Raw genomic sequence first — 20989 nt, 5'->3', positions numbered from 1 at the left:
AGGTAACACTGGTGCTACTGGTGCTACTGGCGCTACTGGACCTCAAGGTGTTCAAGGTAACACTGGTGCTACTGGTGCTACTGGTGCTACTGGCGCTACGGGACCTCAAGGTGTTCAAGGTAACACTGGTGCTACTGGCGCTACCGGCGCTACGGGACCTCAGGGTGCTCAAGGGCCAACGGGTGCTACTGGTATAGGAGTTACCGGACCTACGGGACCTTCTGGTGGGCCTCCTGGACCTACGGGACCTCAGGGACCTCAAGGTAACACGGGTGCTACGGGTGCCACTGGACCTCAGGGTGTCCAAGGTAACACGGGCGCTACCGGTGCTACGGGACCTCAAGGTATTCAAGGGCCAACAGGTGCTACTGGTATAGGAGTTACTGGACCTACTGGGCCTACTGGACCTAGCTTCCCTGTAGCAACAATTGTTGTAACAAACAACATTCAACAAACAGTACTCCAATTTAATAACTTCATTTTTAATACTGCAATTAACGTAAACAACATTATCTTCAACGGCACAGATACAGTTACTGTTATCAACGGTGGTATTTATGTAATTAGCGTATCCATCTCTACAACTGCACCAGGATGTGCGCCACTTGGAGTAGGAATTTCAATAAATGGAGCAGTCGCAACTGACAACTTCTCTTCAAATTTAATAGGCGACTCACTTTCATTCACTACAATCGAAACGTTAACTGCCGGCGCAAACATTTCTGTCCAATCTACTCTTAACGAGATTACGATCCCTGCAACAGGAAACACTAACATTCGTCTAACTGTATTTAGAATCGCTTAAATTTCACTATTTATTGTTTATGGCAAATAAAAAAAGAGCGAGAAACTCGCTCTTTTTTTGTTATGTACAATAATTTATTACTACTCTAATTCAATTGAAACATTTTTTTGTGGTACGAATGTAGAAATTGCATGTTTATAAATAAGCTGTTGCTTACCTTCTGTTTCCAGTAGGACTGTAAAATTATCAAATCCTTTAATTAATCCACGAAGCTGGAAACCATTTAATAAGTACAGCGTAACAAACGTATTCTCTTTACGGAGTTGATTTAAAAACTGATCTTGAATATTGATTGATTGCTTCATGTCGAATCCTCCTCTTTTTCTCTACTTACTATTATTCGACTTTAGTTGTAGCTTTCCTTCTATGTATCGTAAAATTTCTGACGTTTTTTCACCGTCTGTAACATCAAACCATGTGACATCCATCTTATTACGGAACCACGTTAATTGACGTTTTGCATAACGACGTGAATTCGTCTTTAATTGTGATACCGCTTCTTCTAAAGAGACACGATCCTCAAAATAATCATATATCTCTTTATACCCAATCGCTTGAATAGATTGACAATCTCGTATCCCTCGATTATACAACCCTTCTACTTCTTCTAATAAACCTTGGTCCATCATTATATCAACTCGTAAGTTAATGCGATCGTATAGCATTTCACGATCCATTGTCAAGCCAATTAAGGAAACATCGTATAATAACTCGTTTTCTTGTTTTTCAAGTTGATTACTCATTTTTTCACCCGTCGTGTGGAAAATTTCTAACGCCCTAATGACACGGCGTACATTATTTGCATGAATACGCTCAGCGCTTTCTGGGTCTACTTCCTGTAATTTCTTATGTACATATTCCACACCACGTTCTAATGCTAACTTTTCCATTTGTTCTCGGTATATAACATCACCAGCATCATCCGTAAACTGATAATCGAATAAAACAGATTGTATATACAGACCAGTTCCACCAACGATAATCGGCAATTTACCACGCTCTGTAATCTCGCGAATATGCTTACGAACACGTTCTTGAAATTCGGCAACTGAAAATGATTCTTCCGGATTTTTTATATCAACCATATAATGTGGAATTCCGTCCATCTCTTCTTTCGTCACCTTTGCGGTTCCAATATCCATCGTACGATAAATCTGCATGGAATCTCCACTTATAATTTCACCATTTAACGCTTTGGCAAGATCAATACTTAACTTCGTCTTCCCAACAGCAGTTGGTCCAATGATGACAGCAACTTTTTCACGTTGCAATTCTCCCATATCATTCAACTCTCTTTATGTAATGTACTCCATCTATTGATTATATCCAATCTTACCAATTTTAACGACATGATTGCAAGTTCTTTCATTACGGTACATGAAATTATAAATAAAAAAGAACATAGTTTGTCCAATTCCGCATATACATGATTAAAAATACCTTCGAGAGGATGAGTTAACTATGAAACAATCCACTATCAATTTTTCATCTTTAACAAAAGACCTTATTTTAGCTACTGCTACAAAAGAACACAATTGTTCACAAGAAGAATTATACTTCGCCTTAAATTGTTTACTACGTTCTTTTCATTCTACTCTCCAAGAAACAACATTACATCTAGAAAATAAAGATACAGAGTATATACAAAACCAATTTTGCAGTGCATATAAAATTATTACAGGTAAAACTATTTACCCTTTTCAATAATCCATAAAAGGCGGTTGCTTACATACTTTCAAGCAACCGCCTTTTATATTAATACATATACACTACTCTATCACTTTCACTTTTACAGATTTGCGCCCCCAGCTATTCGCACTACCATCTGAGCCAACTAAAACATCAATACGATTTCCTTTAATCGCCCCACCAGTATCTCCAGCAATCGCTTCTCCATATCCTTCTACCCATACTTTTGATCCAAGTGGAATTACTTTAGGATCAACAGCAATTACTTTCATATTTGGATTCGCTGTTAAGTCATGCCCCATTGCAGTTAATACACGACCACCATACGAACCATTCTCACTCGGATCTGCTGTATATGCTGTCGCTTCTACCGTTATTTCACGTCCACCAGCAGGTGCACTTGTTTCATTAGATTTCGCAACTTGTTTCGTAGTTGACTGCTGTTTTGCCACAGGTTTACTTGATTCTACATTCTTAACAGATTCTTTACTCTTAACTACTTTATTACTTTTAACCGGCGTATTTACTCTTTCCGGCGCTTCTTCTTGCGTTACAACTTCTTTCTTTTCAATTACAGGTGCCGTCCCTGTTAAAAATGGCACATGAACATATCCTGTTTTTCCATTATAGTCAAATTGCAACCATTCATTTTGAACTTGATTTGTCGTTTCAATTACATCATTTTTATTCAGTTTACCAATAATTTCTGATTCAGTATTCGCTCCAGCGCGAACATTTAACAAACCCGCCGTCACATAATATGTACTTTTTGTAAATTCAGCACTTACAAACGCTTCTTGACCATTTAATTTAATTTTTGTCCATCCGTTTTCTGTATTTACAACATCTAATTTATTTCCACTTAACATTTTACCGACAAGCTTAGACTCTACAGTTGGGTTTTCTCTAACATTTAATACGTCTGTTGTTACAATCGTTTCGGCTTTCGCAGAACCTGCAAAAATCCCAAGACCAAAAACTGCCGCCGTTGCTATACCTAATAATTTTTTCATGAATAGCCTCCATTTGCTTTGTTTTCGTATTTTCATTATAGCAACAGATTTTTAGGATTTTTCGAAATCACACAATTACAAACCATTCGTAATATGCGATTAATGAGTTGTAACATAAATTTCCATATTAATGAATCCCATTTCTAATAGAACCTTCAATAGTTTTCATATATTTTCCACATACAAGCACCAGAATTTTTTCCAGAAAAAATTACAGTATTACTTTTTTGTTACAAAAAAATCATATTTCATTACATATTTTACCAAAATTCATCATTCTCCAATTATTAACCTTCTTTTTTGTAATAAAAGGGAGCAGCTAATAAAAGCTACTCCCTTTACACGTATTATTTAACTTTCTTTTTCCAAATCCCCATCATAAGAGCAGAAACAACTGCCCCTATCAATATCGAGAAAATATATAACACTGGTTTATTTACTAAAGCGATAACAAACAATCCACCATGCGGTGCCGGTAATGTAATTTGGAATAACATTGATAATGCACCTGCAATACTTGAACCGACAACACAACTAACAATTACCCGAACCGGATCTGCTGCTGCAAATGGAATCGCACCTTCTGTAATAAACGATGCCCCCATAATATAATTTGTTAAACCAGATTTACGCTCTGCTTCAGTAAACTTTGATTTAAAGAATGTTGTTGCGAATGCAATCGCTAATGGCGGTACCATACCACCAGCCATAACTGCTGAGTGTACACCAAAGTTCCGCGCTTCTATTGCCGCAATACCAAATGTAAATGCTGCTTTATTAATTGGACCACCCATATCAATCGCCATCATAGCACCTAAAATAAGACCTAGTAATATAGCATTTGTACCGTTCAAACCGTTTAACCATCCTGTTAACATTTCATTCAATGCTACTACAGGCGGAATTACTACTTTTTGCATAACAACTCCTGTAATCAACAATCCAAAGACCGGGTATAACAATACAGGTTTAATTCCTTCTAACTGCACTGGTAATCCTGAAAATAATCTTTTTAGCCCTAATACAACATATCCGGCTAAGAAACCAGCAATTAATCCACCTAAAAATCCAGCATTCGCATGTGCCGCTAAAAATCCTCCGACAACACCAGGCATAAAACCAGGACGATCAGCAATAGAACTAGCAATAAATCCTGCTAAAATTGGTACAAGGAATAGAAATGCCCCTGTTCCCCCTCCTCCAATAGACATGAACAATTCAGCTAAAGGACCTTCTGCTTTTATACCACCAAACGAAAACGCTAGCGCAATTAAAATCCCGCCACCAACAACGAATGGAAGCATATTACTTACGCCGTTCATTAAATGCTTATAAATTCCTAATCCTTTTTCTTTCTCCGTATTTTCTACCTTTCCATCCTCTTTTACACCTTTAAAGATTGGTACATCTTGTTTTACAGCCCGATTAAGAAGTGTCTCCGTTTTTCTAATCCCATCAGCGACTGGCACTTGAATAACATGTTTCCCAGCAAAACGGTTCATTTCTACTTGTTTATCTGCCGCAACAATTATAGCCGTTGCGCGTTCAATATCCTCTTTCGTTAAACCGTTTTTTATACCTGTTGATCCGTTCGTTTCAACTTTAATTGCGATTCCTAGCTCTGCTGCTTTTGCTTTCAAGCTATCTGCAGCCATATATGTGTGAGCGATTCCAGTCGGGCAAGCTGTAACAGCTAATACATACGGTTCATTCCCTTCTGGTTTTGCAACTTCAACCTCTTCTTCTTCTTTTTCTTTTTCATTTTCTTTTTCATCAAATAAACGAAGAAGTTCTTCTTCATCCTTTGCTTCTAACAATTGCTTACGAAACTCTTCATCCATTAATAGTGTAGATAGGCGTGATAACGTTTCTAAATGTGTATTATTCGCCCCTTCACTTGCAGCAATCATAAAAAATAAATGCGCAGGTTGTCCGTCAAGCGATTCATAGTTGATACCGCTTACACTTCTACCAAAACAAATCGCTGGTTGCTTAACAGCTTTTGTTTTCGCATGAGGTATAGCAATTCCTTCACCAATGCCGGTTGTACTTTGTGACTCCCGCTTTAAAATAGCTTCTTTAAATTCAGCTTTGCTATTTAAACGATTGGCCCCGTTTAATTTCTCAACTAACTCATCTATGGCAGATTCTTTATTTGAAGCTGTCATATTCATAATAACTGTATCCCTTTTTAATAGTTCTGTAATTTTCATATGTGCTTCCCCCTATCGCTTAGTTACAATTACTTGCGACAATAATTCTTCTACTTTTTCCTTTTCACATAAATCGGCTGAAAATGCTGTTGCACTCCCTGTTGCAACGCCATATTGAAATGCCTTTTCAATATCTTTTGTCTGTTCATATCTTCCTACAAATCCCGCAACGAGAGAATCTCCAGCCCCAACCGAATTAATTACAACACCTTTTGGAATAGTTGCTTCATATATACCTTCTGCCGTAAATAATAAAGCCCCATCTCCGGCCATTGATACGATAACATGCTCTACACCTTGTTCAACTAATTTTCTTCCATATGGTAAAACATCTTCTACTGTGGAAATCTCTACTCCGAATAACTCACCAAGTTCATGATGATTAGGCTTTATTAAAAATGGTTTATTTTTAACTACATGCTGCAAGGCACTACCACTTGCATCTACTACTACACGAATGCCTTTTTCAGCTCCGAACGCTGCGATTGATTGATAAAAAGTAGTTGGGATAGACGCTGGTACACTTCCAGCTAGTACAACACAATCTCCCTGCTCCATACTTTCAATTTGTTTCATTAATTGTTCAAATTGTTCCTTAGTCACACTAGGACCTTGTCCATTTAATTCTGTCTCTTCTCGTCCTTTTATTTTCACGTTAATTCGAGTATCTTCATTTACTTGGATGAAGTTTGTTATTACACCTTCTGTCTGTAATACATCTTTAATAAATCGACCGGTAAATCCACCAGTAAATCCAAGCGCTACATTTTCCACACCTAAACGATGAAGAACGCGAGAAACATTAATTCCTTTTCCTCCAGGAAACTTCATATCTTTCTCCGCTCGATTTACTGCGCCTAAATCAAGGGAATTAACTTGTACTACATAATCAATAGATGGATTTAAAGTTACTGTATAGATCATTGTTTATCAGCCTCAATTACATTGGTTTGTCTTTTATATTTTTCTAAATCAATTTCTAAATGGTTTGTAATAATATTTGCCTCTTCCACATTGGCAATTTTCGCAAACGCCACTTCCGAAAACTTACTTTCATCAATTAAGAAATATCCTTCATTTGCTAATGCTAATGCCATTTGCTTTAAAAATGCCTCTTCTGGATCTGGTGTTGTAAAACCAAGCTGTTCATGTACACCATTCGCTCCTAAAAAACATTTATCAAAACGATACTTTTGCATACTTTCCTGCGCCATTGCACCGATTAAAGCTTTCGTCCTACTCTTCATCATTCCGCCTAGTAAATATGCACGAATATTATTTTCAACTAAAGCTTCAATATGCATAAGTCCATTCGTAACAACGGTAACATCTTTATTTATTAAAAATGGAATCATTTCAAATGTTGTACTTCCTGCATCTAAATAAATGCAATCACCTTGTTCCACAACGTTAGCCGCATACTTCGCAATTTGTTGTTTTATTTGAATGTTTTTGGATGATTTTTCAACCATCGTTGGCTCCTGTCCTTTGCCTGTTAAAACAGCTGCACCACCGTGAACTCTTTTTAATAACCTTTGTTTTTCCAATTGCGCTAAATCACGACGAATTGTTGATTCAGAGCTTTCTGTTATTTCTACTAATTGTTGTAATTTAACAACCTTCTGCTCTTTTACAAGTTGCAATATCATTTGATGACGTTCAGGAGTTAACATTTTATTCACCTCTTCTTTGATTACAGTATAATGAAAACGATCACAAAAATCAACCGCAAACATTCATAAATAATCAAAAACAGTCATTAACAGTTATAAACAACAAAAAAGAAACCCATTGGATTGTTATATCAAATGGGTTCCTTTACTCGCTTCACTTATAGGGAAGCTTTATATATACTTAAAACATCGTCTTTATTTAATTTTTTAAAGTTACCAAATTCGCCATAAGCCATCGCTTTATCCGCCATTACATCAATTTCATTTTCTCCAATAGCATAATCAGATAACGTTACTGGTGCCTCAATTGAAGTCCAAAATTGACGTAACGTCTCAATTCCTTCTAACGCAATTTCTCGATCAGTCTTTCCATCTGTTTCCACATCGAATACACGAATAGCGAATTGTTTAAAACGACTTACATTTTCATCTACAACATGCTTCATCCAGTTCGGGAATAAAATCGCAAGGCCACCTCCGTGTGGTATATCATGAACCGCAGAAACTGCGTGCTCAATATTGTGTGTTGCCCAGTCTCCTTTTACTCCCATCGCTAAAATACCGTTTAGCGCCATAGTACCGCAGTATAAAATAGTTTCTCTATGCTCATAACTTTCTAAATCACTTAAAAGCTTAGGAGCGGTTTCAATTACTGTTTTTAAAACAGACTCACAATAACGATCTTGTAATTCTGTATTTGTTCCATGATGGAAATATTGCTCTAATACGTGCGACATAATATCTACCATACCGTAAATTGTTTGATCCCTCGGCACAGACGCAGTATGGGCCGGATCTAAAATTGAAAACTGCGGGAAAGTAACTGGGCTACCCCAGCCATATTTTTCATTCGTTTCCCAGTTTGTAATGACAGAACCAGCATTCATTTCAGATCCTGTTGCTGCAAGCGTAAGTACAGTACCAAATGGTAATGCCTCACTAGCAAAAGCTTTTTTCGTTACAATATCCCACACATCTCCATCGTACTTACTACCAGCAGCAATTGCCTTCGTACAGTCAATTACACTTCCTCCACCAACTGCTAAAATAAATTCAACACCATTCTCTTTACAAATTTGAATTCCTTTCTTTACAGTCGACACACGCGGATTCGGTTCAACGCCTGTCAATTCAAATACTTCTGTATTTATATCTTTTAAAATAGAAATTATATTATCATAAATACCGTTTCTTTTAATACTGCCTCCCCCGTATACGAGAAGAACTTTTTTACCGAACTGTGGAATTTCAGTTTTCAACTGTTCTAATTGATCTTTACCGAAAATAAGTTTCGTTGGATTACGAAATACAAAATTTTGCATATCCCTTTACCATCCCTTCTATATGAAAAGCAACTATACTTTTGTATACCATATTTTTTTCATTTTACAAAAATATTTGCCTAACGAAAAAATCCCAGCCTATAGGCTGGGATTTTTTATTGATAATAAGGTGAGATCATTAAGTAAACAATAACACCAGATAAACTTACATATAACCAGATCGGCATCGTCCAACGTACAATTTTACGATGACGTGTTAATTGATTTGTAAAACCAAATACAAGTGCAAATAATGCAAGTGGCACAATAATTGCTGCTAGGATAATATGTGTAATTAAAATGATGAAATACACATATTTAATGAATCCTTCTCCACCAAAATGTGTTGCCGGCGCTAAGTAATGATACGATAAATAAGAAACACAAAATAGCAATGTCGTCGTAAATGCTGCCAGGATGAAACCACGGTGCATTTTCACATTCTTCTTAATAATAGAGTATAGAGCTGCTAATAAGAATACGAACGTAAAGCTATTAAAAATTGCATTTAACATTGGTAAAATCGTTACATCAAAATGTACTTCTCCTTCATAGCCAACAGGTCCAAAGAACAAAAATAAAATAATCGCATTTACAATTACAGAAAGCGTTATCACAATAGGAGCATAGCTTTTCTGATTTGTTGATTGATCCACCAAAATGGTCACTCCCTCTTCCTTCAAATATGTATACGTAACCTCACTATTTTAACATACTATTCACAGTGTAAATGTGACAATAGTTTGACACAGCAAGACAAAACAAAGAAAAAAAACCCTTCTTAATAAAACTTCTTAAGAAGGATTTTATCGCTTTATTATTCAAATAGCAATGCGATTAGTTTTTGTTAAAAAATGTATCGCTATATGCTTGAAAAATTTCAGACACTTGATATCCCATTAAAGAAATTGCTGTTAATGAAAAGAAACCAATCATAAGAAATCGAAACCACATATAAATCTCCTCCTTGTATTTAGCTTAAAAAACATTCGCTATATTACAAGTTGAGTGGCACTCTTCATCGTCACTTTCCTTTTTCTTTACAATTGCTGTAATAAATCGAATCATAAAGAAAAATACAAAAGGAAATTGTTCGTAATTTACCTTGGCATAGTTCAGCAACGGCTCGCGTTGCATATCGAACGGGGATGAGAAGGAATAGAACATACCTTGCTCTTCCATATATACAATTACAATTTTCATACAAAATACGATTCCTAGAAACGAAACAATATCTTGCCATTCTGTCGTATATAACAGGTTATACAGCTCTAATACGTAATCTTCCATCGTCATCCCCCCTTCCTTTTTTACCATTCTGCTCGCCTTCGTATAAAAAGTCAAGAAAAAAGTTTATATTCACTATGACAATAGTAATTACTCATTTCTATGATTATATATGATTCTTTTATAGCAATGATTGGGTGTAACTCTCTTCGAAAACAAGAAATTAGAATCGAACAGATTCCTCATTCTTACTTGTAGTATTCGATACTGTACTATTTTTATTTCTATTAAAAATAAAATAAGAAAGTATTATAAGAACAGTAACAAGCATCGTCAAAAGTGCTTGTGAACGTAAAGATTCAATTGCAAGCATCGCAACTAAAACTGCTATAATAGCGGCAATTGTAACATACGTTACATACGGGAAAAACCACATTTTCACTTTCAAATTTTGTTGTTCTACTTTCCCCATTTTTTTACGGATCTTTAAATGCGAAACAGCTATAACGAGATAAACGAGTAACGCAATTCCACCAGATGCATTGACTAAAAATAAAAAGACTTTATCTGGAGATATGTAACTAAAAACAACTCCAATATAAGCGAAGAACGTTCCGAATAAAACGGCCCGAACTGGAACACCACTACTATTCAATTTCAAAAATGCCTTTGGAGCATCTCCTCTTTCTGCCATTGAAAAAAGCATTCTTGAGTTCGTATATAAACCAGAATTTAAACAAGAAAGTACAGCTGTTAAAACGATAAAATTCATAATTTGTGCTGCCGCTGGTATCCCTATATGTTCCAGTACCGCTACAAACGGACTTTTTAGTATGTTCGCTGAATTCCATGGAAGAAGTGTAACAACTACAGCAATAGATCCAATGAAAAATACGAGAATACGCCAAATTACACTATTTGTTGCTGTTTTTACTGCTTTTACAGGTTCAGCAGATTCTCCAGCAGCTACTGCAACAATCTCAGACCCCATAAATGAAAATATAACGACAGTAATTCCAAGTAGCACCGAACTTATACCGTTTGGCATAAATCCTCCTTGTCCTACTAAATTCGAAGTGCCAGGTGCTTCCGTTCCTGGTACAAACCCTAAAATAACAGCTAGTCCAAGACAAAGGAACAAAACGATACTTATTACTTTAATAAAAGAAAACCAATATTCAAACTCTCCAAATGATTTCACCGAAAAAACATTCGTCAATGTTAATAAAATCGTTAATATTAGGCTTAATAACCAAAGCGGGATTTCTGGAATCCAGTATTGAATAATACCAGCACCTGCTGTGGCTTCTATTGCAATAACAATTACCCAGAAAAACCAATATAGCCACCCAATTGTATAACCGGCCCATGGACCAATTGCTTCTCTTGCATATGTTGCAAATGACCCACTTGTCGGGTTAATAGCTGCCATTTCCCCAAGCATTCTCATAACGAAAATAACAAGAAGTCCTGCTAATGCATATGAAACGATAGAACCTGGTCCGGCTGAATGTACAACCGCCCCACTTCCAACAAACAAACCAGCTCCTATTACGCCACCAATTGAAATCATTGTAATATGGCGTATTTTGAGGTCTTTCTTAAGATTTTTTTCCAACTCTTGTACATCCCCTTCCAAACGTAATTTTGAAATTTATCCCGCATTAACGGGGAGGGCTAATAATCAGCGGGGATGAACAAAATCCCCACTGATTAAAGTTTCACTTTATGTAAGAGTATTATGTGAAAAACCTTGTCCTATACTTTAAAATATATCAAAATATTCTGAATTTAACAATTGTAATGCAAACTCCTACAAAAATTATTTCATTAAGTTTAACAATTTCCCATATACAATTGTTGAGAAAATTATAGTTACCTTACAAAAGAATGAATTTTCAGATATTATTAAATAAACAAGATTATACATCTAGACAACTTTTTGTATAGGAGTGTTGATATGTTAAACAAGTTCAAATTCATTTGTTGTACGTTAGTAATTTTTTTACTGTTACCACTAGCCCCCTTTCAAGCACAAGCAGCAAACAATTTAGGATCAAAACTACTCGTTGGATACTGGCATAACTTTGATAACGGTACTGGCATTATTAAATTAAGAGACGTTTCACCAAAATGGGATGTAATCAATGTATCTTTCGGGGAAACTGGTGGTGATCGTTCTACTGTTGAATTTTCTCCTGTGTATGGTACAGATGCAGAATTCAAATCAGATATTTCTTATTTAAAAAGTAAAGGAAAGAAAGTAGTTCTTTCAATAGGTGGACAAAATGGGGTCGTTTTACTTCCTGACAATGCTGCTAAGCAACGTTTCATTAATTCCATACAATCTCTAATCGATAAATACGGTTTTGATGGAATAGATATTGACCTTGAATCAGGTATTTACTTAAACGGAAATGACACTAATTTCAAAAGCCCAACTACTCCTCAAATCGTAAATCTTATTTCGGCTATTCGAACAATCTCAGATCATTACGGTCCCGACTTTCTATTAAGCATGGCTCCTGAAACAGCTTATGTTCAAGGCGGTTATAGCGCATACGGAAGCATCTGGGGTGCATATTTACCGATTATTTACGGAGTGAAAGACAAATTGACATACATTCACGTTCAACACTACAACGCTGGCAGTGGCATTGGAATGGACGGTAATAACTACAATCAAGGTACTGCAGACTACGAGGTCGCTATGGCAGATATGCTCTTACATGGTTTTCCTGTAGGTGGTAATGCAAACAACATGTTCCCAGCTCTTCGTTCGGATCAAGTCATGATTGGCCTTCCTGCAGCACCAGCGGCCGCTCCAAGTGGTGGGTATATTTCTCCAACTGAAATGAAAAAAGCTTTAGATTATATCATTAAGGGCATTCCTTTCGGAGGAAAGTATAAACTTTCAAATGAGAGTGGCTATCCTGCATTCCGCGGTCTAATGTCTTGGTCTATTAATTGGGATGCAAAAAATAACTTTGAATTCTCTAGTAGCTATAGAACATATTTCGATGCGATTCCCTTGCAAAAATAATAAAAAACAACAATAGGTTTTATATGACCTATTGTTATTTTTTATTTACCACCAATTAACATCTCTCGTTCATCAGAATCAAATTAAGAATCATGATGTGGAATTGAATACATTAGTTACTATTTTGCTTCAATACAAATACTGAAAGTTCAGGTACACTCAAAAATCTCACAGGCATTCGAGTTGTCCCAATCCCACGATTTACGTATAAATGTAATGGCTTATTCTTTCCTTCTAATTCATACATACCTTCAACATGACTCTCAGCTAGTTTTGTCGTAATGAATGGACCGATAAAAGGGATTTGAACTTGTCCTCCGTGACTATGGCCTGACATTTGAAAATCAACTGGGTAACGTACTATTTTGTCTACAACATCCGGCTCATGTACTAATAACATATTGAAATCTTGTTGCCTTACATGTTTTAAAGTCGAGTCTATTTGCGGCTTACCTAATAAAAAATCATCCAAACCTGATATTGTAATATATTTGCCGTTTTCCGCTTTAATTTTCTGCACTTCATTGACTAACACAGCGAAACCAGCTTCCTCCATATATTTTTTATAAAATAAACTACCTCCGCCGCCCCTATCATGATTCCCAAACACTGCATATTTCCCTAAGGGCGCATGTATTTTTTGTAAAATCCCTTTCGCTTCTTCTCTTTCAGCTTTGTACGATCCAAACTTATCTATTAAATCCCCTGTGAAAACTACTACATCTGGACTTAATGCATTCATCTTCTCCACCAAATTTTCTAATTGTTTCAGTGTGAATTCTGGTCCTAAATGTACATCTGAGAACTGTAATATTTTTTTATTATGAAACTCTTTAGGAATTGTAGAAGCTTCTATTTCATTCCACGTAACTGTTACTAGTTTTCGTTCTATTTCTGTCGCATAGAAATACAAACTTATAGAAATCATTACTACACTTACGAAACTGATTATAGATATCTTGACGATTGATTTTTTTTGTTCTTCTTTTACGTGATACGTATTCATGTTCTCACCTCTAGAAGTACTTTAAAACCTTATTGTTACATTCATGTGACAACACGAACAATGTTAGTTATATTCAATTCCAGTCCTGCTCACTTTGACAAATTTATACAGAAATCATAACATATTTTTATAATACATAGATTCTTAAAAATGTTCCATTTATTCTTTTATCACTTTATTAAGGAGAGATTATTCATGTCTGTATTTACACCAGAAGAAATCACGGAACTTGCTGCTAATTCCGGAAGAAAAAAAGCTCATTTATCATTACTCCCTATGCTAATTCTCGGTTTTTTTGGCGGTGCTTTCATAGCATTAGGGTATTTACTCGATATTCATGTTATTGGAACAATGCCAAAAGCTTGGGGATCATTTACTAGTTTTCTAGGTGCCGCTGTATTCCCTATCGGTCTTATACTCGTTATTCTTGCAGGCGGTGAGTTAGTAACTGGCAATATGATGACCGTTTCAATGGCGTGGCTTCATAAAAAAATCGACTTATTTCACTTCATTCGAAATTTAGTTATTGTTACGTTTAGCAACTTCATAGGTGCTGTATTCGTTGCTTATTTTTTCGGTCATGTCGTCGGATTAACAGAGGGAGCTTTTTTAGCAAAAACAGTTTCTATTGCGCAAGCTAAACTACAAGATACACCACTACAAGCCTTCATTTCTGCAATCGGATGTAATTGGCTCGTTTGTTTAGCTGTTTGGCTTAGTATGGGAAGTAAAGAATTTATCGGAAAGATTATCGGCATTTGGTTCCCAGTTATGACTTTTGTTGCGATTGGATTTCAACACGTTGTAGCAAATATGTTTGTCATCCCAGCTGCAATTTTTGCTGGCCATTTAACATGGATTGAATATTTTCCAAACTTCATTTTTGTTTTCTTCGGAAACTTAGTGGGAGGTATGTTATTTGTGGCATTACCTTATTTCATATCTTATAATAAGAAACTACCTTCCAATAAAGAGCAAACCGAATTAAAGAAAAAATCTGTATCCGCTTAAATGAACCGTCTATATAGACGTATCTAAAAAATATTACAAATTCCATTTTTTTTTACGAATATATGTGCGTACACTTGTTCTCGAATGTTTTATACGTTATAATAACAACTTAAATAGCATTATTTACATATGAGGTGAAAAACATGAACAAAACAGAATTAATCAAAAACGTAGCACAAAATGCTGAGATTTCTCAAAAAGAAGCTACTGTAGTTGTACAAACTGTAGTAGAATCAATCACTAACACTTTAGCTGCTGGTGAAAAAGTACAACTTATCGGATTCGGTACATTCGAAGTTCGCGAAAGAGCTGCTCGTACAGGCCGTAACCCACAAACTGGTGAAGAAATGCAAATCGCAGCTTCTAAAGTACCTGCTTTCAAAGCTGGTAAAGAACTAAAAGAAGCTGTAAAATAATGAAAAATAGCCTTCTCGTTTACGAGAGGGCTATTTTTTTCATTACATAATTAATAAAAATCTGACCATTATGCTGTTTCTTTTGTTCCTTTATGCACATAAAGCCTTTGCTTTCAAAGAAAGGTTTTGCTGTAATACTCGCTTCTGTATAGATCTCCCTATGCCCTAGGTTCGCTGCTTCTCTTTCTAACTTCTGTAATATGTAGGAAGCTATCCTTTTTCCTTGATAATCTTTATGTGTAAATAAGCGATCTACGTAATGATCCTCATTATAATCTCCAAATCCCACTATCACACCGTTATGATCCGCTACATAACTAATGTTCTTCTCTAAAGACTGTAACCAGCTTTCTCTATCTAGTCGCTCTGGTGCCCATGCCTGTAGCTGTAATACGTTATAATCTTTTGCATTAATTGTATGAACTGTTTCATAGAACAACTGTAATACTTGTTCTATATCCTCTTTATGGAATGTTCTAATGATCGTATCTTTTAACATATATGAACCACCTTACTACACTATCATTTAACTTTTCTACCATCTAGTATTCAATATTTCTGCTTTATTATATCTTTTTTCTTTCTATATAAACAAAAAACAATACTTATTTCAAAGTATTGTTTTTTGTTTAAAAGCCTATGCAATTACTCTATAGATTTAAAGTTTTATTATTTTAATTTCACTCTTTGCAATCGTAATGCATTTAATACGACCGATACAGAACTAAATGCCATCGCTGCTCCTGCAACCCAAGGCGCTAAGAAACCAAGCGCTGCAATCGGGATTCCTAAGCCATTATAAGCTAGTGCCCAGAATAAGTTTTGCTTAATATTTCTTATCGTCATCTTACTCATAAAGATTGCATCAGCAATACTATTTAAATCACCACGGATTAACGTAATATCTGCCGCTTCCATCGCTACATCCGTTCCTGTTCCAATCGCCATACCGATATCCGCCGTTGCAAGTGCTGGAGCATCATTTATTCCATCTCCAACCATTGCTACTTTTTTACCTTGCCCTTGCAGTTGTTTCACTTCTTCTGCTTTTCCTTCTGGTAATACTTCTGCGATTACGTGATCAATACCTACTTGCTTAGCGATTGCCTGAGCAGTTTGTGTATTATCTCCTGTAATCATAACAACGTCTAGACCCATTTTCTTAAGTCTTGCGATAGCTGCTTTTGAAGTATCTTTTACAGTATCCGCAACGGCAACTATACCAGCATATTCTTTATTGATCGCAATAAGCATTGCTGTTTTTCCTTCTCGTTCTAACTCTTCCATTGATTTAGAAACTTCTTCAATATCAATATTGAATTTCTTCATTAATCGGCGTGTACCAATTAATAATTGTTCCCCTTCTACAACTGATTCAATACCAAATCCAGGAATCGCTTCAAATGTTTCTGAACTTGGAATATCAATTTTCTTTTCTTTAATTCCATCTACAATCGCTTCTGCAAGTGGGTGTTCAGAATTCTTTTCTGCCGCACCTACTAAACGTAGTATTTCTTCTTCATGGAATCCATCTGCTACAATTACATCTGTTAACACAGGCTTCCCGTTTGTCACAGTACCTGTTTTATCTAGAATAACTGTATCTAATCGATGCGTTGCTTCTAAATGCTCTCCGCCCTTAAATAAAATACCATACTCAGCTGATCTTCCTGATCCAGCCATAATAGATGTAGGCGTTGCAAGACCTAATGCACATGGACAAGCGATAACAAGTACTGCTATCATTTTCTCAAGTGCTCCGCCAAAATCACCTGGTGTAACAAAGATCATCCACACTGCAAATGTAATAATCGCGATTCCAACTACAACTGGTACAAAAATACCAGAAATTTGATCAGCTACCCTTTGAATAGGAGCTTTTGAACCTTGTGCCTCTTCTACTACTTTAATAATTTGAGCTAATGCAGTATCTCTTCCTACCTTAGTTGCTTTCACTTTTAAAAATCCATTTTTATTCATTGTAGAACCGATTACTACATCCCCAATTGTTTTATCAACTGGAATACTTTCACCTGTTAACATCGATTCATCTATTGCTGACTTTCCTTCTACAATCTCACCATCTACTGGAATTTTTTCACCAGGCTTTACATAAACGATATCACCAGCTACTACTTCTTCGATTAAAATTTTCATTTCTGTTCCATCTCGCACAACTGTAGCTGTCTTTGCTTGTAAACCCATCAACTTTTTAATTGCCTCTGATGAACGTCCCTTTGCTTTCGCTTCAAATAATTTACCTAAAATAATTAGTGTAATAAGTACCGCGCTCGTTTCAAAATATAAATCTGTCATATGCTCCGAAGAACCGATAGATTGAATGCTTAAATATACACTATAGAAATAGGCAGCTGACGTTCCAAGTGCCACAAGAACATCCATGTTAGCACTTTTATTACGTAATGCTTTATAAGCCCCAACATAAAACTGTCCACCAATGATAAATTGAACTGGCGTTGCAAGAGTCAACTGCACCCAAGGGTTCATAAGCATATCCGGTAAATAAATAAACGATGTAAATGAGAAGTGACTTACCATTGCCCACAGTAACGGGAATGATAAAATAAACGAAACGATAAACTTCTTCTTTTGTCGCTCAATTTCTTGTAAGCGATGATCAGTTGATCCATCTTGCTCATCTGATTTCAATTCCAATTTATATCCTAACTTCGTAATTGCACTCTTCATTTCATTTACATTAATTTCATCAGGATTAAAATCTACTGTAGCCGATTCCAAAGCGAAATTTACTGTCGCTTCGTTCACACCTTCTAGCTTATTTAAACGCTTTTCTACTCTATTCGCACATGCTGCGCATGTCATTCCTGAAACAGTAAACTCAGCTTTATCACTTACAATTCCATATCCTAACAATTCAACTTTTTCCTTAAATTGTTGCGGATTTGTTTTTTGGGGATCATACATTATTTTTGTTTTTTCAAGTGCAAAATTTACATTTGCATCATGAACACCTTCTACTTTTTTTAGAACTTTTTCAATTCTATTTGCACATGCTGCACATGTCATTCCTGATATTTGAAGATTGGCCTCTTTTTGTTCATTCATGTCTCTCACCTCTATATACCCTTATGAGGTATAATTATTAGCAAAATAAATCGTACTTTCTATAAAGTACGATTTATTTCCATATCTAAAAATAATTATTGAACATCATATCCTTGATCTTCAATTACAGCAACGATATCTTTTAACTTTACAACTGATGAGTCAATAGTAACTTCAACAGTTCCTTCTGCTAATTGAACTTTCACTTGTTCAACACCGTTTAGTTCTTTCACACTACTTTCGATAGCATTTACACAATGTCCACAAGACATACCTTCAACTTGTAATGTTAACTGTTCCATTTAAAATCCTCCTCTTGTTTCTTCATTGTTTGTTAACCACACCCTCATCTTACCATACCCCCCTAAGGTAATCAATGGTTTTGTATCATGATTTTTCAATTATTTTCTAAAAGTTTATTTTACATACACTTTTTCACATCAATACCCCGAAACCTTATATGAAAGTAAACAAAAAACAAGCCAGTTACGTACTAGCTTGTTTTTACGCTTTTGAAAAACGTTCAAATACTGTCATTAATTCTTCGATTGCTTCGTCACCATTACCATCTTTAATTGCACCTGAAACACAATGACTTGTATGGTTTTTTAATACACCCATTCCTACTTTTTTCATCGCTGCATTAATCGCTGAAATTTGCACTAAAATATCCACGCAATACCGATCATTTTCAATCATATTTTGAATACCCCGAACTTGCCCTTCAATTCTCTTCAATCTATTTATAATTTGCTCTTTTTCTTTTTCTGATCTATGTGTTACTGCTTCATGCTCTTTATGCCCCATATTATCACCTTCTTAAAGTTTCTCTTCATCCAATAAAACAATTGCTTTTACGAGTATACCAATTATAGCATTAAATATCTATGTATGATACCCCATATGAGTATATTTCCACTTTATGATTATTCTTAACACATTGTTAGCTTCTCAGTCTCAATTTTCATTATACCCTTTCCTTTTTTCAAAAAACAATAATAAGCGGGGATTTTCCATCCCCGCTTATTATTCATCCCCAAATATAAAAGCCTCAATCTTCACACGTATAAATTGAGACTTTTTCTTCCTATATATTATTATTGCTGATCACATACTTTTGTATCATTCACTACTGAAGTTCCTTCAACGGTTACCGTATGAAAACAGTCATTTACACGAACTGTCACAACCTTATCTTGCCGATCAATGATATGATATTCATTAAAATTTTTATTCAGAGCACTGCGAATTTGTTCTCCTTCATAAATTGGAATGCCATGTGATAAAACCCAAATAAGCCCAGCGATAGCAAGAATAGTTTTCATACGATTTACCTCCTTGAGAATATAGTGAACTTTTCATCCGTGTTTTTTCAGCTCTACGAGTCATGATTGGAATGAACCAAGCCTTTTCGGAAATAAGTTCATTTCGTCTATTTTATGTTTATGCTAATTGTGAACGAATTGTGACAACTTTTTGTCTCTTTAGACGAAAAGTTGAAACAAAACTTTCAAAAAGGACAATTCTACTTACGCAAACAAAAGGCTATGGAGAATTTCCCCATAGCCTTTTGTTTATATTTTATTAGACGATTACTTTATTAACTAACCTAAAAATGTGGATTCACTCAAATCACTAACCTTTTAATCGCTGGATACATGACTAACAAACCTCAATCCTTTACTTAAAGAAGTCGGCACAACAGATGCGTGATTCTCCCCTTCAGCTTCATAAAACGTAAATCTAAACTGATCGTGTTTCACTTGGAAAAGGCGCTCTGATAATTCCTTTGCCCCTACAACCATATGCTCTCGTTCTAGTGAACCCACTGTAAGAAATACTCCTGTTTTAACCTTTGCATTGTTTAATTCACTTATAAGATTCTCTTCTTTTTCAAGCACAGATTGGTTATTCCACCAAATCGACGGGCTACTTATAAAATAATTTTGAAAAGAATTTAGATTTGTAAAGAATATATGTAAAGCAAATAGACCACCTAAAGAATGCCCAAATAGTGTTTGCTTTCCTTTATCAATTTCAAAATTCTTTTCAATTTGCGGCTTTAATTCTTCTTCAATAAAAGTGAAAAAATGATGTGCTCCTCCTGTTTTAGGCCACGGTTTACCGTCTGGCTTTAATGGTGCATCATTTGAAATTACGCTAGGCGTAAAATCATAGCATCTTTCTTCACCTGAAAATGCCCCTTCAATTGGATAACCAATACCTACTATAATGGCTGGTGAAACACCTGTTTTTTCTGCTCTAACTGATTGTATTTTAACAGCTTCATGGAATGTTTGAAAAAAGGCATTGCCGTCTAATACGTATATAACAGGATACCCTGACTCGGGTGCTGGCTGCCTCGGCTTTGAAATATAAATTTGATATTCGTTACCTTCTAATTTTGAATACATGTTCCACTGTTCTGTATTAGATGTTTTAATCTGCTGTTTTTCAATAGTAGTATTCACCCTATATCCCCCC

At 35.6% G+C, this 20989-nt stretch carries 22 protein-coding genes; 5 read left to right on the top strand and 17 right to left on the bottom strand.

All coding sequences use genetic code 11. The features are described 5' to 3' along the window. The coding region (locus MR079_RS17870; RefSeq protein WP_242294384.1) for a Gly-Xaa-Xaa repeat protein at positions 1-805 on the top strand (805 nt) is incomplete at its 5' end. Between the two features lie 80 nt (positions 806-885). Here the strand turns inward: MR079_RS17870 and hfq are convergent. Further along, entirely contained in the window at positions 886-1110 is a 225-nt protein-coding gene (gene hfq, locus MR079_RS17865; RefSeq protein ID WP_000813896.1) for an RNA chaperone Hfq, read from the bottom strand. 21 nt (positions 1111-1131) lie between these two features. Continuing rightward, complete coding sequence (gene miaA, locus MR079_RS17860) at positions 1132-2085, bottom strand: tRNA (adenosine(37)-N6)-dimethylallyltransferase MiaA (protein ID WP_139867090.1); 954 nt, start codon at positions 2083-2085, stop codon at positions 1132-1134. A 181-nt stretch (positions 2086-2266) separates the two neighbouring features. Between miaA and MR079_RS17855 the strand changes: the two genes are divergently transcribed. Beyond that, complete coding sequence (locus MR079_RS17855) at positions 2267-2512, top strand: hypothetical protein (RefSeq protein WP_139867087.1); 246 nt, start codon at positions 2267-2269, stop codon at positions 2510-2512. A gap of 62 nt (positions 2513-2574) precedes the next feature. On the opposite strand, the gene entD is transcribed toward MR079_RS17855, so the two are convergent. The 8 genes from entD to gabP all read right to left on the bottom strand — a co-directional run bounded on the left by entD (position 2575) and on the right by gabP (position 11560). Next, positions 2575-3507 (bottom strand): cell wall-binding protein EntD, encoded by a 933-nt coding sequence (entD, locus tag MR079_RS17850; protein ID WP_242294383.1) that lies wholly within the window; start codon positions 3505-3507, stop codon positions 2575-2577. Positions 3508-3854: 347 nt separating this feature from the next. Further along, positions 3855-5720 carry a PTS fructose transporter subunit IIABC gene (locus MR079_RS17845; protein ID WP_242294382.1) on the bottom strand — a complete coding sequence of 622 codons (1866 nt, stop codon included), beginning with the start codon at positions 5718-5720 and terminating at the stop codon, positions 3855-3857. A gap of 12 nt (positions 5721-5732) precedes the next feature. Further along, positions 5733-6644 carry a 1-phosphofructokinase gene (gene pfkB / locus MR079_RS17840; protein WP_139867081.1) on the bottom strand — a complete coding sequence of 304 codons (912 nt, stop codon included), beginning with the start codon at positions 6642-6644 and terminating at the stop codon, positions 5733-5735. Beyond that, entirely contained in the window at positions 6641-7393 is a 753-nt protein-coding gene (locus MR079_RS17835) for a DeoR/GlpR family DNA-binding transcription regulator (protein WP_139867079.1), read from the bottom strand. Before MR079_RS17835 ends, pfkB begins: the two co-directional genes overlap by 4 nt. 158 nt (positions 7394-7551) lie before the next feature. After that, a complete protein-coding gene (locus MR079_RS17830; RefSeq protein WP_139867077.1) occupies positions 7552-8715 on the bottom strand; it encodes an iron-containing alcohol dehydrogenase in 1164 nt (387 codons plus the stop codon). A gap of 116 nt (positions 8716-8831) precedes the next feature. Next, complete coding sequence (locus tag MR079_RS17825) at positions 8832-9374, bottom strand: DUF420 domain-containing protein (protein ID WP_000228316.1); 543 nt, start codon at positions 9372-9374, stop codon at positions 8832-8834. Between the two features lie 319 nt (positions 9375-9693). Further along, the gene (locus MR079_RS17820) at positions 9694-10032 is read right to left on the bottom strand and encodes a hypothetical protein (protein WP_016718270.1); all 339 of its coding nucleotides are present in this window, start codon (positions 10030-10032) and stop codon (positions 9694-9696) included. A 133-nt stretch (positions 10033-10165) separates the two neighbouring features. After that, positions 10166-11560, bottom strand: a complete 1395-nt coding sequence (gabP, locus tag MR079_RS17815) for a GABA permease (RefSeq protein ID WP_074608257.1) — start codon at positions 11558-11560, stop codon at positions 10166-10168. Positions 11561-11902: 342 nt separating this feature from the next. On the opposite strand from gabP, the gene MR079_RS17810 reads away from it, so the two are divergent. Next, positions 11903-12985, top strand: a complete 1083-nt coding sequence (locus tag MR079_RS17810) for a chitinase (protein ID WP_139867075.1) — start codon at positions 11903-11905, stop codon at positions 12983-12985. 112 nt (positions 12986-13097) lie between these two features. Here MR079_RS17810 and MR079_RS17805 read toward each other — a convergent pair whose 3' ends face one another. Continuing rightward, positions 13098-13991 carry a metallophosphoesterase gene (locus tag MR079_RS17805; protein ID WP_061183104.1) on the bottom strand — a complete coding sequence of 298 codons (894 nt, stop codon included), beginning with the start codon at positions 13989-13991 and terminating at the stop codon, positions 13098-13100. Between the two features lie 195 nt (positions 13992-14186). Here MR079_RS17805 and MR079_RS17800 point away from each other — a divergent pair, with 195 nt between their 5' ends. Both MR079_RS17800 and MR079_RS17795 read left to right on the top strand, forming a co-directional pair. After that, positions 14187-15002: a formate/nitrite transporter family protein gene (locus MR079_RS17800; protein WP_000110523.1), complete on the top strand. Its 816-nt coding sequence runs from the start codon at positions 14187-14189 to the stop codon at positions 15000-15002. A 143-nt stretch (positions 15003-15145) separates the two neighbouring features. Then, positions 15146-15418 (top strand): HU family DNA-binding protein, encoded by a 273-nt coding sequence (locus MR079_RS17795; protein ID WP_001043904.1) that lies wholly within the window; start codon positions 15146-15148, stop codon positions 15416-15418. Between the two features lie 19 nt (positions 15419-15437). Here MR079_RS17795 and MR079_RS17790 read toward each other — a convergent pair whose 3' ends face one another. From MR079_RS17790 to MR079_RS17765, 6 genes are all read right to left on the bottom strand, one after another. Continuing rightward, positions 15438-15917, bottom strand: coding sequence for a GNAT family N-acetyltransferase (locus MR079_RS17790; RefSeq protein WP_139867073.1), 480 nt, complete (start codon positions 15915-15917; stop codon positions 15438-15440). 170 nt (positions 15918-16087) lie between these two features. Next, entirely contained in the window at positions 16088-18505 is a 2418-nt protein-coding gene (locus tag MR079_RS17785; protein ID WP_139867071.1) for a heavy metal translocating P-type ATPase, read from the bottom strand. Between the two features lie 95 nt (positions 18506-18600). After that, complete coding sequence (gene copZ, locus MR079_RS17780) at positions 18601-18807, bottom strand: copper chaperone CopZ (RefSeq protein WP_000436974.1); 207 nt, start codon at positions 18805-18807, stop codon at positions 18601-18603. Positions 18808-19009: 202 nt separating this feature from the next. Beyond that, a complete protein-coding gene (locus tag MR079_RS17775) occupies positions 19010-19312 on the bottom strand; it encodes a metal-sensing transcriptional repressor (protein ID WP_000509876.1) in 303 nt (100 codons plus the stop codon). 290 nt (positions 19313-19602) lie between these two features. Then, positions 19603-19830, bottom strand: a complete 228-nt coding sequence (locus MR079_RS17770) for a hypothetical protein (RefSeq protein WP_000849098.1) — start codon at positions 19828-19830, stop codon at positions 19603-19605. 318 nt (positions 19831-20148) lie between these two features. Next, entirely contained in the window at positions 20149-20976 is an 828-nt protein-coding gene (locus tag MR079_RS17765) for an alpha/beta hydrolase (RefSeq protein WP_242294381.1), read from the bottom strand. Positions 20977-20989: the final 13 nt, after the last annotated feature.

The organism is Bacillus cereus group sp. BfR-BA-01381 (genome assembly GCF_022663555.1).
Lineage (GTDB): Bacteria > Bacillota > Bacilli > Bacillales > Bacillaceae_G > Bacillus_A > Bacillus_A pacificus.
The sequence above is the reverse complement of the archived record's forward strand: the minus strand, read 5'-3'. Positions and strand labels throughout refer to the sequence as shown.